12 protein-coding genes and 1 tRNA gene are annotated in these 17,386 nt (G+C 63.0%); 1 reads left to right on the forward strand and 12 read right to left on the reverse strand.

Annotation, left to right across the window (positions count from 1 at the left end; translation table 11 throughout):
* Nucleotides 1-114: 114 nt before the first annotated feature.
* Together hpaI and hpaH are read right to left on the reverse strand one after the other, a co-directional pair.
* Nucleotides 115-921, reverse strand: coding sequence for a 4-hydroxy-2-oxoheptanedioate aldolase (gene hpaI, locus PNO31109_RS21270; RefSeq protein ID WP_150557437.1), 807 nt, complete (start codon nt 919-921; stop codon nt 115-117).
* Nucleotides 922-1,006: 85 nt separating this feature from the next.
* Nucleotides 1,007-1,810, reverse strand: coding sequence for a 2-oxo-hept-4-ene-1,7-dioate hydratase (gene hpaH / locus PNO31109_RS21275; protein WP_150557438.1), 804 nt, complete (start codon nt 1,808-1,810; stop codon nt 1,007-1,009).
* Between the two features lie 591 nt (nt 1,811-2,401).
* Here hpaH and PNO31109_RS21280 point away from each other — a divergent pair.
* Nucleotides 2,402-4,594 carry a TonB-dependent receptor family protein gene (locus tag PNO31109_RS21280; protein WP_150557439.1) on the forward strand — a complete coding sequence of 731 codons (2,193 nt, stop codon included), beginning with the start codon at nt 2,402-2,404 and terminating at the stop codon, nt 4,592-4,594.
* A gap of 231 nt (nt 4,595-4,825) precedes the next feature.
* Here the strand turns inward: PNO31109_RS21280 and rpoC are convergent, their stop codons facing one another.
* The 10 genes from rpoC to PNO31109_RS21330 form a co-directional block, all read right to left on the reverse strand.
* Nucleotides 4,826-9,037, reverse strand: coding sequence for a DNA-directed RNA polymerase subunit beta' (rpoC, locus tag PNO31109_RS21285; RefSeq protein WP_150557440.1), 4,212 nt, complete (start codon nt 9,035-9,037; stop codon nt 4,826-4,828).
* Nucleotides 9,038-9,063: 26 nt separating this feature from the next.
* Nucleotides 9,064-13,170 carry a DNA-directed RNA polymerase subunit beta gene (gene rpoB, locus PNO31109_RS21290; protein ID WP_150557441.1) on the reverse strand — a complete coding sequence of 1,369 codons (4,107 nt, stop codon included), beginning with the start codon at nt 13,168-13,170 and terminating at the stop codon, nt 9,064-9,066.
* Nucleotides 13,171-13,664: 494 nt separating this feature from the next.
* Complete coding sequence (gene rplL / locus PNO31109_RS21295) at nt 13,665-14,042, reverse strand: 50S ribosomal protein L7/L12 (RefSeq protein ID WP_023593799.1); 378 nt, start codon at nt 14,040-14,042, stop codon at nt 13,665-13,667.
* Nucleotides 14,043-14,102: 60 nt separating this feature from the next.
* On the reverse strand, nt 14,103-14,600 hold the full coding sequence (gene rplJ / locus PNO31109_RS21300; protein WP_150557442.1) for a 50S ribosomal protein L10: 498 nt from the start codon (nt 14,598-14,600) through the stop codon (nt 14,103-14,105).
* 333 nt (nt 14,601-14,933) lie between these two features.
* Nucleotides 14,934-15,629, reverse strand: a complete 696-nt coding sequence (gene rplA / locus PNO31109_RS21305) for a 50S ribosomal protein L1 (protein WP_150557443.1) — start codon at nt 15,627-15,629, stop codon at nt 14,934-14,936.
* Nucleotides 15,629-16,060, reverse strand: coding sequence for a 50S ribosomal protein L11 (gene rplK, locus PNO31109_RS21310; protein ID WP_010804164.1), 432 nt, complete (start codon nt 16,058-16,060; stop codon nt 15,629-15,631). The genes rplA and rplK overlap by 1 nt, the downstream gene beginning before the upstream one ends.
* Before the next feature lie 143 nt (nt 16,061-16,203).
* A complete protein-coding gene (nusG, locus tag PNO31109_RS21315) occupies nt 16,204-16,761 on the reverse strand; it encodes a transcription termination/antitermination protein NusG (RefSeq protein WP_150557444.1) in 558 nt (185 codons plus the stop codon).
* Nucleotide 16,762: 1 nt separating this feature from the next.
* Nucleotides 16,763-17,143 carry a preprotein translocase subunit SecE gene (gene secE, locus PNO31109_RS21320; protein WP_150557445.1) on the reverse strand — a complete coding sequence of 127 codons (381 nt, stop codon included), beginning with the start codon at nt 17,141-17,143 and terminating at the stop codon, nt 16,763-16,765.
* 22 nt (nt 17,144-17,165) lie between these two features.
* Nucleotides 17,166-17,241, reverse strand: a tRNA-Trp gene (locus tag PNO31109_RS21325).
* Between the two features lie 64 nt (nt 17,242-17,305).
* The coding region (locus tag PNO31109_RS21330) for an EF-Tu C-terminal domain-related protein (protein ID WP_503124988.1) at nt 17,306-17,386 on the reverse strand (81 nt) is incomplete at its 5' end.

The raw sequence follows: 17,386 nt of genomic DNA on the forward strand, positions 1-17,386 counted from the left end.
GAAAGGGAGCGTTCAGCGCGCTCGACGTGTGCGCAGTGGGAGACGGGCGCAAGGTGGGCGCAAGGCGGGTGCAAGGTGGGTGCAAGGTGGTGCCAAGCGAGCCCGCCAGCCGGCTCACCGCGAGACATTGCGCGGCGCTTCGGCGGCGCCCCGGACGGTCGCGAACTTCGCGGCAAGTGAGCGCGTCGCATTCGCCAGCAACGTCGTGTCGATGCCCACCGCGATGAAGCTCACGCCGGCATCGACATAGGCATGGGCGAGCGTCTCGTCCGCGCACAGGATGCCGGCAGCCTTGCCGGCACGGCGGATGCAGCCGATGCCGTCCTCGATTGCGTTGCGCACGGCCGGATGCGTGGCCTGACCGAGATAGCCCATCGACGCCGCCAGATCCGCCGGCCCGATGAAGACGCCGTCGACGCCATCGACGGCGGCGATCTCGTCGACCTGCGCGAGCGCATCGGCCGTCTCGACCTGCACGAGCAGGCACGTCGTCTCGTTCGCCGCGTGCAGATAGTCCTCGTAACGATTCCATCGCGACGAACGCGCCAGCCCGCTGCCCACGCCACGCGTGCCCCGCGGCGGGTATCGGGTGGCGCTCGCGAGGTCGCGCGCCATCGCGGCCGATTCGACCATCGGCACGAGCAGCGTCGTCGCACCGATCTCGAGCACCTGCTTGACGAGCGCGGCGTCGCCATGCGGCAGTCGCACGACGGGGTGCGTCGGATAAGGCGCCACGGCCTGCAGGGTGGCAAGCATCGTGCGCAGATCGTTGGGTGCGTGCTCGCCGTCGATCACCAGCCAGTCGAAGCCGCTGCCGGCGCAAAGCTCGGCGGCGTAGGGCGAGGCGAGACCCAGCCACAGGCCGATCTGGCGTTCGCCGCGAGCGAGCGCCAGCTTGAAGAGGTTCGGGGGCGTTTTCATGAGTTGGCTTCCATCTCCGATACGCGGCGCGCGGTAGGCGCCCGCGCGTTTCTTGAGCGGCGGCCGGTGCGCGATGGCGCGGCCGTCAGGCAAAGCGCACGCCAATGGCGCCCAGCGCACCGTAGTCCGCATGGAAAACGTCGCCGGCCGCACAGGCGACCGGACGCGTGAACGACCCGGCCAGCACGATCTCGCCGGCCTGCAGCCCTTCGTCGAACGCGCTCAGTTTGTTCGCGAGCCAGGCGATCCCGTTGCCGGGGTGTCCCAGCACGGCCGCGCTCAGCCCGGTCTCTTCGATGACACCATTGCGATAGAGCAGCGCGCCGGTCCAGCGCAGATCGATGGCGTCCGGCTTCACGGGACGCCCGCCCAGAACCACGGCCGCGTTCGCCGCATTGTCGGCAATCGTGTCGAACACCTTGCGCGGCGCCTTCGTGTCGCGGTCGAACAACTCGATGCGACCATCGATGAGCTCCAGCGCGGGCGTGACCCATGCGGTGGCGTCGAGCACGTCGAAGAGCGTCACGCCCGGCCCCTTGAGCGGCTTGGCAAGGATGAACGCCAGCTCCACTTCCAGACGCGGCACGATGAAACGCGACGCCTCGAGCGTGGCGCCGTCGGTCACGAGCATGTCGTCGAGCAGCGTGCCGTGGTCCGGCTCGGTGATCTGTGCCGCCACCTGCATGGCGCGCGACGTCAGCCCGATCTTGTGGCCGATCATGCGGCGCCCCTGCGCGTACTTGAGCGCCAGCCACGCCTGCGCGATCGCGTAGCTGTCCGCGAGGGTCATGTCGGGGTAGCGGCGGGAAAACTGCATGACCGGCGTGCGGCTGCGCTCGGCTTCGTGCAGTTCGCGCGCGAGGGCCTGATGTACCGAGGGCTCGAGCATCGCGTGGTCTCCGTAGGGCCGCCCGCGGGCGAACCGTTCTTCTGTCGATGCCCTCCATTGTTACGGCCGGCCCGCCCGCGGACAATCAATCGATTTTGGGCGATTGATAAGCAAAACTGGATAATCGGCGCCGCGCTTCGCACGGATCGCGTCCCCGCCGGCGGGCTACGGGTGTTGCGGGCCCGCGACGCTCTCAACCGAGCGTTGAACGCGGGCCCCACGCGCCGGCACTCCTGGTTCTTCTCGCATTTCCTGATCTTTGCGTTGCTTTGCCGCTCAACGTCGCGCTATGTCGGCGATCTTCCGCGTGGACGTGCGCGTGGCAGCGAAATAGCGATTCGCAGTCGACGCGCCCCATCAAAAATGAGAGTGATTTGCATTTATAATCCGCTGCGTTTCATTACAACGCATTACGCGCAACGAACGGCCTGCCGCCACGCTGTCTGTTTGCTGGCGGCTGTCCGGATTCTTGTTCCGGTTCCTGTCCGGTTCCTGTCCGGTTCTTGTCCGGTTCTTGTCCGGTTCTTGTCCGGTTCTTGTCCGGTTCCCTGCCCCGATTTCTATTCTCAGCCTCGAAGATTCGCCAACCCGATGAAGCCGTCCGACATTCGCCGCACGCCCGCGTCCCCTGACTCGCCCGTTTTCCCCAGCACCCTCGCCACCCAGCCCACCGCGCGCCGCCGGCTGCCGCGCACCACGGCATGCGCCGCCGCGCTGCTCATGACGACGCTGGGCGCCGCCCACGCGCAGCAGGCGACGCCCGCACCGTCGACCCGCGCGGCCGACGAAGCCAGGGCAGAAGTGGAACTCGGCGCTGTGAACGTGTCCGGCGACTGGCTCGGCACCGGCCTCGAGAACAGCGCGAAGACTTTTCCCGGCGCGCGCACGGTCGTGAAGAAGCAGCAGATCGAGGAGTCGGGCGCCACGAGCATCGGCGACGTCATGCGCCGCATCCCGGGTGTGCAGGCGACCGACAACTCCAGCACCGCCGGCAGCGCGATTTCGCTCAACATCGGCGTGCGCGGCCTCACGGGCCGCTTCACGCCGCGCTCGACGGTGCTGCTCGACGGCATTCCGATGGCCGTGGCGCCCTACGGGCAGCCGCAGTTGTCATTCGCGCCGATCAGCCTGTTCAACATCGAGAGCATCGACGTGGTGCGCAGCGGCGGCGCGGTGCGCTACGGTCCGCAGAACGTGGGCGGCGTGATCAACTTCAAGACGCGCTCGATCCCCAACGCGCCGGGCCTGAGTGCCGATGCAACGGTGCGCGAGAACGTCTACACCGCCGGCGGCGGAGCCAATACGCAATACGGCCTGTTCCTCGGCACGCAGATGGACAACGGCCTGGGGCTCGCGCTGCTGTATTCCGGCATGGTGGGTCGCGACTGGCGCAAGGGCAGCGACGAGCACGTACAGGACCTCGCGCTGAAGTTCCGCTACGAAATCACGCCCGATCAGATGGTGTACGGCAAGGTGTCCTACTACGACGTGAAGTCGAAAACGCCGGGCGGCCTCACCGTCGCGCAATTCAACGCGGACCCATTTCAGAACACGCGCCCGAACGACTACTGGAGCGGCAATCGCACCGGGCTCGACTTCGGCTACCTGAACACGATCTCCGAGACGCAGGAGTTCGAGGTGCGCACGTTCTACAACGAGAGCTATCGTCAAAGCACGCTGGTCAATTCGGCCTTCACCGCGACGACGCATCAGCCGCGCAATTATCAGACCTTCGGCTTCGAGCCGCGCTTCACGCAGCGCCTCTTTGCCGGCCCGAGCGCGCATGACGTGACCGTGGGCTACCGCTACGTTCACGAGCGCGGCGACGACAATAGCTGGACGACCACGCTGGCCACCGGCCGCAACACGGCCACCCAGACGTTCAACAACTTCACCAGCGCGAACGCGTTCTACATCGACGATCGCATCGCGTGGGGCAACTGGCGCCTCACGCCCGGCGTGCGCTACGAGATGATCAGCTCGCAGCGCGTGGACAACGCGACGAACGCCACCTATCGCACCGACAACAACAAGGCGCTGCCGTCGGTCAATCTGTCGTATCTGGTCAACGACGCCTGGACGCTCTTCGCCGACTACAGCACCTCGTTCGGCCCGGTGCAGAACACGCAGCTCAACTCGATGTCGGCCGCCAACCCGCTCGAGCCCGAACTCGCACGCACTTACGAGATCGGCACGCGCTGGACGGACAAGCGCTGGAAGGCCGAACTCACCGCGTTCAAGATGAAGTTCGACAACCAGATCCTGCAGGTGCCCGGCAGCAGCCCGGCGACCTTCCAGAACATCGGGGCGACGAACCACGACGGCATCGAAACCGCCGTCGACTATACGTTCGATCAGGACAGCGCGCTGCGCGGCCTGAACCTGTACGCCAACTTCACTTACGTGCGCGCGATCCAGAAGTCAGGAGCGACGTCGGGCCTCGACGTGCCGTTCTACTCGCGCTTCACCGATACGCTGGGCGCACGCTACGAGATCGGCCAGTGGACGTTCAACGTCTCGACCACGCACCAGAGCTCGCAGTACTCGGATCTGGCGAATACGGAAGCGGAGTCGGCAGACGGCAGCAACGGCAAGGTGCCGGGCTTCCGAATCTGGAACCTGCAGGCAATGTACCGAATCCCCGGCTACAAGAATGCCGACGTCACCGTCGGTCTGAACAACGTGTTCGACAAGCGCTACTACACGCGTAACGTGGACAGCAACGCGGGCCGCATGGTCGGCGCGCCGCGCATGGTCTACGTACAGGGGCACTTCGGCTTCTGAGCGGGCGCCCGGCGCCAGGCCCGAGCGCGGCAACCACCTGGCAGCAGCCCGGCGGTAACCCGGCAGGAATCGGAAAAAAAGCGGGCAAAAAGCGAGCAAAAAGCGGGCAAAAAAAAATCGGCACCCCGCAAAGGGTGCCGATTTTCCTGTTGGCAACGACTTCGGTCTCAGGGCGGCGGCGCCCGCATTCGCCAGCGCCGCCTTGCCTGTTACTTCGCCATTACTGCGTCATCACTCGGCCGTAGGCTGCTCCACCGAGTTCGGCATCGGAGCAAACGCCTCTTCCAGCGCGATCTGGTCGTGACGCTCGCGATCCGACGTCTCGCGGGCCTTGCGGGCCTTGTGATACGCCAGACCCGTACCTGCCGGGATGAGACGGCCGACGATGACGTTTTCCTTCAGGCCACGCAGGTCGTCCTTCTTGCCCATGATCGCGGCTTCGGTCAGCACGCGCGTCGTTTCCTGGAACGATGCGGCCGAGATGAACGAATCCGTCGACAGCGACGCCTTCGTGATACCCAGCAACACGTTCTCGTAGGTCGCCGGACGCTTGTCCTGCGCGATCATCGCGTCGTTCTCGTCGAGCATTTCCGAACGTTCGACCTGCTCGCCGGTGATGAAGCGCGTATCGCCCGGATCGACGATCTGCACACGACGCAGCATCTGGCGAACGATCACCTCGATGTGCTTGTCGTTGATCTTCACACCCTGCAGGCGATACACGTCCTGCACTTCGTCGACGATGTAACGCGCCAGCGCCTCGATACCCTGCAGACGCAGGATGTCGTGCGGGTCGGCCGGGCCGTCCACGATCATTTCGCCCTTGTTCACCACCTGACCGTCGTGCACCAGCACCTGCTTTTCCTTCGGAATCAGGAATTCGTGCTGATTGCCGTCCAGATCGGTAATGACCAGACGCTGCTTGCCCTTCGTGTCCTTGCCGAACGACGTGGTACCCGTGACTTCGGCCAGAATGCCGGCGTCCTTCGGAGCACGCGCTTCGAACAGTTCGGCCACGCGCGGCAGACCCCCCGTAATGTCGCGGGTCTTCTGCGATTCGGTCGGGATACGTGCGAGCACTTCACCCACCGGTACGTGCTGACCGTCCTTCACGGTGATCAGCGCGCCCACCTGGAAGCCGATCGTCACGGCGTGGTCGGTGCCCGGAATCTTCACTTCCTGACCGTTCTCGTCGAGCAGCTTGACCTGCGGACGCACGTTCTTCGACGCCGGACCACGACGCTTCGGATCGATCACGACCAGCGTGGACAGACCCGTCACATCGTCGATCTGCTTGGCCACCGTCACGCCTTCCTCGACGTTCTCGAACTTGGCGATACCGCCGTGCTCGGTAATGATCGGGCGCGTGAGCGGATCCCACGTACCGAGCTGGGCGCCGGCCTTGACCTGCGCGCCGTCGAGCTGCAGCAGCGTGGCGCCGTAGGGCACCTTGTGACGCTCGCGCTCGCGGCCATGGTCGTCCGTGATCAGGATTTCGCCCGAACGCGAAATCACGACCTGTTCGCCCTTGCCGTTCGTCACGTAGCGCATGGTCGACGTGAAGCGAACCGTACCGTTCGACTTGGCTTCGATCGACGAGGCCACCGCCGCACGCGACGCCGCGCCACCGATGTGGAACGTGCGCATGGTCAGCTGCGTGCCCGGCTCACCGATCGACTGCGCAGCGATCACGCCGACCGCCTCGCCGACGTTCACGCGCGTGCCGCGGCCCAGGTCGCGGCCATAGCAGGCTGCGCACAGACCATAGCGCGTGTCGCAGGTGAGCGGCGTGCGCACGCGCACTTCGTCGATACCGAGCGACTCGATCATCTCCACGACGTCTTCGTCGAGCAGCGTACCCGCTTCGAACACCGTCTCTTGCGTTTCCGGGTTCACGATGTCGGCCACGGCCACACGGCCGAGGATACGGTCACGCAGGGCTTCGACCACCTCACCGCCCTCGACCAGCGCCTTCATTGCCACGCCGTTGCTCGTGCCGCAATCGTCCTCGACCACGACCAGATCCTGCGTCACGTCGACCAGACGACGCGTCAGGTAACCGGAGTTTGCCGTCTTCAGTGCCGTATCGGCCAGACCCTTACGTGCCCCGTGGGTCGAGATGAAGTACTGCAGCACGTTCAGGCCTTCGCGGAAGTTCGCGGTAATCGGCGTCTCGATGATCGAGCCGTCCGGCTTGGCCATCAGGCCGCGCATACCGGCGAGCTGGCGAATCTGGGCGCTCGAGCCGCGAGCGCCGGAGTCGGCCATCATGTAAATCGAGTTGAACGACTCCTGATCCACGGCGTTGCCGTCGCGGTCGATCGTCTTCTCCTTCGAGAGCTGCTCCATCATCGCCTTGCCCACGGCGTCACCAGTAGCGCCCCAGATGTCCACGACGTTGTTGTAACGCTCTTGCGCCGTGACCAGGCCCGACATGTACTGACGGTCGTATTCCTTGACCTTCTTCGACGCTTCGGCGATCAGCTCTTCCTTCTTCGTCGGCACGAGCATGTCGTCGACGCAGATGGAGATGCCGGCGCGCGTGGCCAGACGGAAACCCGACTGCATCAGCTTGTCGACGAAGATCACCGTCTCGCGCAGGCCGCAGCGGCGGAACGCCGTGTTGATCAGCTTCGAGATTTCCTTCTTCTTGAGCGACTTGTTGAGCACCGAGAACGGCAGGCCCGGCGGCAGGATCTCCGACAGGATTGCGCGGCCGACGGTGGTCGGGTACAGCGTGACCTTCGGCGTCTTCTCGCCCGTTTCCGGATCGACCGTGTACTCCGTGATACGCACGTTCACGCGCGAAGCCAGTTCGACTTCCTTGTTGTCGTAAGCGCGCAGCACTTCCGAGACGTCGACGAACGACAGGCCTTCGCCGCGGCCGTTGATCTTGTCGCGGGTCGCGTAGTACAGACCCAGCACGATATCCTGCGACGGCACGATCGACGGATCGCCGTTGGCCGGGAACAACACGTTGTTCGAGGCCAGCATCAGGGTACGCGCTTCCATCTGCGCTTCGAGCGACAGCGGCACGTGAACGGCCATCTGGTCACCGTCGAAGTCGGCGTTGAACGCCGCGCAAACCAGCGGGTGGAGCTGGATCGCCTTGCCTTCGATCAGCACCGGCTCGAACGCCTGAATCCCCAGGCGGTGCAGCGTCGGCGCGCGGTTGAGCATAATCGGGTGCTCGCGGATCACCTCTTCGAGGATGTCCCACACCACCGGCGTCTGGTTCTCGACTTCCTTCTTCGCGGCCTTGATGGTCGTGGCCACGCCCATCACTTCCAGCTTGTGGAAGATGAACGGCTTGAAGAGTTCGAGCGCCATCAGCTTGGGCAGACCGCACTGGTGCAGCTTGAGCGTCGGGCCCACGGTAATCACCGAACGGCCCGAGTAGTCGACGCGCTTGCCGAGCAGGTTCTGACGGAAGCGACCGCTCTTGCCCTTGATCATGTCGGCCAGCGACTTGAGCGGGCGCTTGTTCGCGCCGGTCATCGCCTTGCCGCGGCGGCCGTTGTCGAGCAGCGAGTCCACCGATTCCTGCAGCATGCGCTTTTCGTTGCGCACGATGATGTCCGGGGCCTTGAGCTCGAGCAGACGCTTCAGACGGTTGTTGCGGTTGATGACGCGGCGATACAGATCGTTCAGGTCCGAGGTCGCGAAGCGGCCACCGTCGAGCGGCACCAGCGGGCGCAGCTCGGGCGGCAGCACCGGCAGCACTTCGAGCACCATCCACTCGGGCTTGATGCCCGAGCGCTGGAACGCCTCGAGCACCTTCAGGCGCTTGGCGTACTTCTTGATCTTCGCTTCCGAGCCCGTGGCCTGCAGCTCGGCGCGCAGATGCTCGACCTGCTGATCGATGTCGATCGAGCGCAGCAGCTCGCGCACGCCTTCCGCGCCCATCTCGGCACGGAATTCGTCGCCGTATTCCTCGACCTTGTTGTAGTAATCCTCCTCGGTCATGATCTGGCAGCGCTTGAGCGGCGTCATGCCCGGATCGAGGACCACATACGCTTCGAAGTACAGCACGCGCTCGATGTCGCGCAACGTCATGTCGAGCACCATGCCCAGACGCGACGGCAGCGACTTCAGGAACCAGATGTGCGCGACCGGCGAGGCCAGCTCGATGTGGCCCATGCGCTCGCGACGCACCTTCGCCAGCGTGACTTCCACGCCGCACTTCTCGCAGATCACGCCACGGTGCTTGAGGCGCTTGTACTTGCCGCAAAGGCATTCGTAGTCCTTGATCGGACCGAAGATCTTTGCGCAGAACAGGCCGTCACGCTCGGGCTTGAAAGTCCGGTAGTTGATCGTCTCCGGCTTCTTCACTTCGCCGAACGACCACGAGCGGATCTTGTCCGGCGAGGCCAGACCGATCTTGATCGCGTCGAACTGTTCGTCCTGTTGGACTTGCTTGAATAGATCGAGCAAAGCTTTCATTGCTTTCTCCTGTTGCCTGAACGCGATTAACCGCGCTCCAGGTCGATATCGATACCGAGCGAACGGATTTCCTTGACCAGCACGTTGAACGACTCCGGCATGCCGGCATCGATCACGTGATCGCCCTTGACGAGGTTCTCGTACACCTTCGTGCGGCCCGTCACGTCATCCGACTTCACAGTCAGCATTTCCTGCAGCACATACGAGGCGCCGTATGCTTCCAGTGCCCACACTTCCATTTCACCGAAGCGCTGACCACCGAACTGGGCCTTGCCGCCCAGCGGCTGTTGCGTCACCAGCGAGTACGGACCGGTCGAGCGCGCGTGCATCTTGTCGTCGACCAGGTGGTGCAGCTTGAGCATGTGCATGAAGCCGCACGTGACCGGACGCTCGAAGGCTTCGCCGGTACGGCCGTCGAACAGCGTGACCTGGTTCTTCGACGGGGTCATGCCGAGTTCTTTGGCGATCTCGTCCGGGAAGGCCAGATCCAGCATGCGGCGGATTTCGTCCTCGTGCGCACCGTCGAACACCGGCGTTGCGAACGGCACGCCGTTCTGCAGGTTGCGCGCCAGGGTCATCACTTCGTCGTCCGTCAGGCTGTCGATGTCTTCGTGCTGACCGCTCTCGTTGTAGATCTTCGTCAGGAACTTGCGAATTTCCTGGACCTTGGTGTGCGCCTGCAGCATTTCGCCGATGCGCCAGCCCAGACCCTTCGCCGCCCAGCCGAGGTGCGATTCGAGAATCTGACCCACGTTCATCCGCGACGGCACGCCGAGCGGGTTGAGCACGATGTCGGCCGGACGGCCATCGGCCATGTACGGCATATCCTCGATCGGCACGATCTTCGAGACCACGCCCTTGTTACCGTGACGGCCGGCCATCTTGTCGCCAGGCTGCAGACGACGCTTGACCGCCAGGTACACCTTCACCATCTTGAGCACGCCCGGCGGCAGTTCGTCGCCTTGCGTGAGCTTCTTGCGCTTCTCTTCGAACGCCAGGTCGAACTGGTGACGCTTCTGCTCGATCGACTCCTTGATCTGCTCGAGCTGTTGCGCGCCTTCGTCGTCGGCCAGACGGATGTCGAACCAGTGGTAGCGGTCCAGATCGGCCAGGTATTCCTTGGTGATCTTGGTGCCCTTGGCGAGCTTCTTCGGACCGCCGTTCGCGGTCTTGCCCACCAGGAAGCGCTCCAGACGCTGGAACGCGTCGCCTTCCACGATACGCAGCTGGTCGTTCAGGTCCAGGCGATAGCCCTTGAGCTCATCGTCGATGATCTGCTGGGCGCGCTTGTCGCGCTGGATGCCTTCGCGCGTGAACACCTGCACGTCGATCACGGTGCCGCTCATGCCCGAGGGCACGCGCAGCGAGGTGTCCTTCACGTCCGACGCCTTCTCGCCGAAGATCGCGCGCAGCAGCTTCTCTTCCGGCGTGAGCTGGGTTTCGCCCTTCGGCGTGACCTTGCCCACGAGCACGTCGCCGGCCTCGACTTCCGCACCGATGTACACGATGCCCGACTCGTCCAGACGGCTCAGCTGCACTTCGGCCAGGTTCGAGATGTCGCGCGTGATTTCCTCGGGTCCGAGCTTCGTGTCGCGCGCGACCACGTTGAGCTCTTCGATGTGGATCGACGTGTAACGGTCTTCCGCCACGACACGCTCCGAGATCAGGATCGAGTCCTCGAAGTTGTAGCCGTTCCACGGCATGAACGCGATCAGCATGTTCTGACCCAGCGCCAGCTCGCCCAGATCGGTCGACGCGCCGTCGGCGATCACATCGCCGCGCGCCACCTTGTCGCCCACTTCCACGATCGGGCGCTGGTTGATGTTGGTGTTCTGGTTCGAACGCGTGTACTTGATCAGGTTGTAGATGTCCACGCCGACTTCACCGGCCACGGCCTCGTCGTCGTTCACGCGAATGACCACACGGCCGGCGTCGACGTAATCGACCACACCGCCACGGAACGCCTGCACCGTCGTACCCGAGTCGACCGCCACGGTACGTTCGATACCCGTACCCACGACCGCCTTTTCCGGGCGCAGGCACGGCACGGCCTGGCGCTGCATGTTCGAGCCCATCAATGCGCGGTTCGCGTCATCGTGCTCGAGGAACGGGATCAGCGAGGCGGCGACCGAGACGATCTGCGACGGCGCCACGTCCATGTACTGGATGCGGTCCGGCGTGACCATCAGCGTTTCGCCCGCTTCGCGCGCCGACACGAGTTCGTCGGTCAGCTCGCCGTGCTCGCCGATCGACGCGTTCGCCTGCGCGATCACGTAGCGGCCTTCTTCAATGGCCGACAGATAGTCGATCTGGTCGGTGACCTTGCCGTCCACCACCTTGCGGTACGGCGTCTCGAGGAAGCCGTATTCGTTCAGGCGGGCGTACAGCGCCAGCGAGTTGATCAGGCCGATGTTCGGGCCTTCCGGCGTTTCGATCGGGCACACGCGACCGTAGTGGGTGGGGTGCACGTCGCGCACTTCGAAGCCCGCACGCTCGCGCGTGAGACCGCCCGGGCCCAGTGCCGACACGCGACGCTTGTGCGTGATTTCGGACAGCGGGTTGGTCTGGTCCATGAACTGCGAGAGCTGCGACGAACCGAAGAACTCGCGAATGGCCGACGAGATCGGCTTGCTGTTGATCAGGTCGTGCGGCATCAGGTTTTCCGACTCGGCCTGACCCAGACGTTCCTTCACGGCGCGCTCGACGCGCACGAGACCGGCGCGGAACTGATTCTCGGCCAGCTCGCCCACGCAACGCACGCGGCGGTTGCCCAGGTGATCGATGTCGTCGACTTCGCCGCGACCATTGCGCAGATCCACCAGGATCTTGATCGTCGCGAGAATGTCGTCGTCCGTCAGCGTCATCGGCCCGACCACTTCGTCACGGCCCACACGACGGTTGAACTTCATACGACCCACCTTCGACAGGTCGTAGGCTTCTTCGCTGTAGAACAGACGATTGAACAGGGCCTCGACCGCGTCTTCGGTCGGCGGCTCGCCCGGGCGCATCATGCGGTAGATCGCGATGCGCGCGGCCGTCTGGTCGGCGGTCTCGTCGATGCGCAGCGTGGCCGAGATGTACGAACCCTGGTCCAGATCGTTCGTGTACAGCGTCTGGATGTCCGACACGCCCGACTCGCGCAGCTTCGCCAGCACGCTTTCGGTGATTTCGTCGTTGGCGTTGGCGATCACTTCGCCGGTGTCGCCGTCGATCACGTTCTTCGCGAGCACGCGGCCGAGCAGGTAGTCTTCCGGCACCGAGATGAACTTGGTGTTGGCGTTCTCCAGGTCGCGGATGTGCTTGGCGTTGACGCGCTTGTCCTTCTGGACGATGACCTTGCCTTCGCGATCCGTGATGTCGAAGCGCGCGACTTCACCGCGCAGACGCTCCGGCACGAACTCCATCTGTGCGCCTTCCGGCATCAGCTTGAAGTTGTCGAACACGAAGAAGTTCGCGAGGATCTGTTCCGGCGTGAGACCGATGGCCTTGAGCAGAATCGTGACCGGCATCTTGCGACGGCGGTCGACGCGGAAATACAGGATGTCCTTCGGGTCGAATTCGAAGTCGAGCCACGAACCGCGGTAGGGGATGATACGCGCGGAGAACAGCAGTTTGCCCGAGCTGTGCGTCTTGCCCTTGTCGTGTTCGAAAAACACGCCCGGCGAGCGGTGCAGCTGCGAGACGATGACACGTTCCGTGCCATTGATGACGAAGGAACCCGTGGAGGTCATGAGCGGAATTTCGCCCATGTACACTTCCTGTTCCTTGACTTCCTTCACCACCGGCTTGTTCGGCGATTCCTTGTCGAGAATCACCAGACGAACCTTGGCGCGCAGGGCCGAGCAGAAGGTCAGGCCGCGCTGTTGGCATTCCTTGACATCGAACGCGGGAGTGCCCAGCACATAGCTGACGAACTCCAGACGTGCGAACCCGTTGTGAGAAACGATCGGGAAAATGGAGGAAAAGGCTGCTTGCAGACCCTCCGGCTTCCGCTCCGATGCAGGCACGTCGGCCTGCAAGAACGATGTGTACGAGGCGAGCTGGGTGGCCAGCAAAAACGGCACCTTGTGCACGGTCGGACGCTTCGCAAAACTCTTGCGAATGCGTTTCTTCTCGGTGAAGGAATAGTGCATTACGATCTCCGAATCACTACGCTGACGACGACGGCAGGCATCGTCAACGGGTGTTCATCGACTGAGACCAGACGTCCCCCGCGGCGGGCTTGCCGCGGAGCAACGAGCTTGGTGGTTGGCCGCTACCAACCGCTGGCTGACGGCGACGGATGCCTGTGTTGCCCGTCGCCCGACCAAACTTGCCTTCTGCAGTCGCTTCAGAAGACAAAGAGAAAACCGCCAGGCGCGCGTCGCGCCGCGATTTTTTCTTTGGCCTCTTCGGTCTTTCCGCGGTGCGTCGCGCACCGCGCGCTTTGCGCCGCGCTCGTGTGAGACGTCCGTTTGAAACGGCGCCCTCACGGGCACTTTTGCGAAAATGCTTTACTTTCAATCACTTGGTGTTCGTCGACACCGGCTTTCGAATTCAACATCCCGATTTCGGGATTTGCATCTCCAGAAAGCACAAAAAGGCTGACGACATTTCGTCGCCAGCCTTCCCTACGCGCAGAGTCGAATTACTTGACTTCGACCTTGGCGCCGGCTTCTTCCAGCTTCTTCTTGGCTTCGTCGGCGGCAGCCTTGTCGACGCCTTCCTTGACAGCCTTCGGAGCGCCATCGACCAGGTCCTTGGCTTCCTTCAGGCCCAGGCCGGTGATTTCGCGCACGGCCTTGATGACGCCGACCTTGTTTGCACCGACTTCCGCCAGGATGACGTTGAATTCGGTCTGCTCTTCAGCAGCAGCGGCACCGCCGCCAGCACCCGCCGGGCCAGCCACTGCCAGGGCAGCTGCCGACACGCCGAACTTCTCTTCGAACGCCTTGACCAGGTCGTTCAGTTCCATAACCGACATCGCGCCTACGGCTTCGATGATTTCGTCTTTCGTGATTGCCATTTGTAAAACTCCTAGATTGTGTTCGGACCGAAGTCAGCGATCGTGTAACCGAAGCGAGAATCAAGCAGCTTCCGCTTGCTTCTTCTCTGCCACGGCAGCCAGGACGCGAGCAAAGCCGGAAACCGGCGCTTGCATGACACCCAGCAACTTCGCGAGCAGTTCGTCGCGGCTCGGGATCGAGGCCAGCGCTTGCACGCCCGCCTTGTCCATCACCTTGCCGTCGTACGAGCCGGCCTTCAAGATCAACTTGTCGTTGCCCTTCGAAAAGTCGTTCAGGACTTTCGCAGCGGCTACGGGATCCGTCGAGATACCGTAGATCAGAGGACCGGTCATCTGCTCAGCCAGGTCAGCAAACGGGGTGTTTTCCACCGCACGGCGAGCCAGCGTGTTCTTCAGAACGCGCAGGTAGACGCCTTGCTGACGCGCATTGGCGCGAAGCTTCGTCAGATCGCCAACCGTGATTCCGCGATATTCAGCCACAACGATGGTCGAAGCGGCGGCGACTTGCGCCGATACTTCTGCCACGACGGCTTTCTTATCATCAAGATTAAGTGCCACGGTTAACCTCCAAAATTGACATCACCTCATGGTGATGCCGTTCCACTAACGGCTCGCCGACATGTCTGGAGTTTCTATCCCCGCGCCCGGTTGCCCGGGGGCGGAGATGTGACTGCATAACTTGTTCGGGTTCGCCATCTGCGTTGGCTGGCGTATTAAGGGAGTGTCAGTGAATGCCCATTCCCGCCAACGGTCTTTGATAACCGGAAGCGATTTCCGAAGAAACCGCTTCCGCCCAAAGTCTTTTGCTACCGGCTGTCGATCTCGAGGATCTCGGCCATCGCCGGGGACGCCATCACCCGGCGATTGCGATACATTGCGATGCGGTGTCGCTTAGGCGCCCAGGCTGGCCTGGTCCACGCGCACGCCCACGCCCATCGTGCTCGACAGAGCGATCTTGCGCAGGTAGACACCCTTGCTCGAAGCCGGCTTGGCCTTCGTCAGGGCGTCGAGCAGTGCCGACAGGTTCTGCTGCAGCGCGCTCGGCTCGAACGACGCGCGACCGATGGTCGCGTGGATGATGCCGGCCTTGTCGACGCGGAACTGCACCTGACCTGCCTTGGCGTTCTTCACTGCCGTAGCGACGTCCGGCGTCACCGTGCCCACCTTCGGGTTCGGCATCAGGCCACGCGGGCCGAGGATCTGGCCCAGCGTACCGACGATACGCATCGTGTCCGGCGAAGCGATCACGATGTCGAAGTCCATGTTGCCGGCCTTGATCTGCTCGGCGAGGTCTTCCATACCCACGATTTCGGCGCCTGCGGCCTTGGCTTGCTCGGCCTTCTCGCCCTGGGCGAAAACGGCCACGCGAACCGACTTGCCGGTACCAGCCGGCAGAACGACCGAACCACGAACCACCTGGTCCGACTTCTTCGCATCCACGCCCAGTTGCACGGCGACGTCGATCGACTCGTCGAACTTGGCGCTTGCGCATTCCTTGACCAGGGCCAGAGCGTCGCCGACCGGGTACAGCTTGTTGCGGTCGACCTTGGCGGCCAGTGCTTGTTGACGCTTCGAGATCTTAGCCATTACAGACCCTCCACCGTGATGCCCATCGAACGTGCGCTGCCAGCGATGGTGCGAACCGCGGCATCCAGATCGGAGGCGGTAAGGTCAGGCATCTTGGTCTTCGCGATTTCTTCCGCTTGTGCGCGGGTGATCTTGCCCACCTTGTCGGTGTGCGGCTTGCTCGAACCCTTTTGCAGGTTGGCAGCCTTCTTGATCAGCACCGTTGCCGGCGGGGTCTTCAGGACGAACGTGAAGCTCTTGTCCGCAAATGCGGTGATCACCACCGGGATCGGAAGGCCCGGCTCGAGGCTCTGCGTCTGCGCGTTGAACGCCTTGCAGAACTCCATGATGTTCAGGCCGCGTTGACCCAGGGCAGGGCCCACGGGCGGCGACGGGTTGGCTTTACCTGCAGGAATCTGCAGCTTGATAAAGCCGATGATTTTCTTTGCCATGGTTTACTCCGGAACGAATATGTGGCGCATATTCGGGGTTGAGTCATAGCGCGCGTTCACCCAAAACGGGCTACTGACGCTCCTCGGCGACGGTTGTCACCAACGCAAAAACGCGCCGGACGTCGCGCCGGCGCATTTTATTCTTAGATCTTTTCGACTTGTCCGAACTCCAGTTCCACCGGAGTCGCCCGTCCGAAAATGGTGACGGAAACACGGAGGCGGGACTTTTCGTAGTTCACTTCTTCCACCGAGCCGTTGAAATCCGTGAAAGGACCATCCTTGACTCGTACCAGCTCGCCTACCTCGAACAACGTCTTGGGACGGGGTTTCTCCACCCCATCCTTCATCTGAGACATGATCTTGTCGACTTCCGCCTGACGGATCGGCTGCGGACGATTGCCCGTGCCGCCGACAAAACCGGTCACCTTGGAAGTGTTCTTCACCAGGTGCCAGGTCTCATCCGTCATCTCCATCTCGCACAGCACATAGCCGGGATAGAAACGACGTTCGGTGACCGACTTGTGGCCACCCTTGATTTCCACGACTTCTTCGGTCGGAACGAGGATCTGACCGAAGTAGTCTTCCATACCTGCACGGGCAATGCGCTCTCGCAGCGCCTTGACCGCACTCTTTTCCATGCCGGAATACGCTTGAACGACGTACCAGCGCTTCTTACTCGGTGCAGCCCCGGTATCAGACATATCACTTCCAGCCAAGAATCAAAGAGAAAACCGCCCATTCGATCGTCTTGTCGCTGATCCACAGATACAGCGCCATGATGATGACGAACGCGAAGACGATCGCCGTCGTTTGAGCGGCCTCTTTACGGGTCGGCCAAACGACCTTACCCACTTCCCGATACGCATCCTTGGCAAAAGCCAGGAAGCCTTTGCCGGTTTGCGATGCCAATGCAACACCTGCCGCGACGGCCAGGACGACGACGATAGCGGCAACACGCAGGTACAGCGCCTGTTGCTCCAGCGCGTAGAACGCCACGACGCCGGCAATCACGAGCAGCCCGGCCAGAGCCAGCAGCAGCTTGTCGCCAGTCGTACGTACAGTTTCTACGGGAGAATTCGCCATTTCCAGCTTGCAGACAGTTGTTTGGCAGGGGCAGAGGGAATCGAACCCCCAACCTTCGGTTTTGGAGACCGACGCTCTGCCAGTTGAGCTATACCCCTAAAACAGCAGTGGGGCCAGCCGCCAAAAGCTGACCCCGTAAGCGCGGACCGTTAAGGTACCGGCTTAAGCGATGATCTTGGCCACGACGCCGGCGCCGACGGTACGACCGCCTTCGCGAATTGCGAAGCGCAGGCCTTCCGACAT

This window comes from Pandoraea nosoerga (genome assembly GCF_902459585.1).
Lineage (GTDB): Bacteria > Pseudomonadota > Gammaproteobacteria > Burkholderiales > Burkholderiaceae > Pandoraea > Pandoraea nosoerga.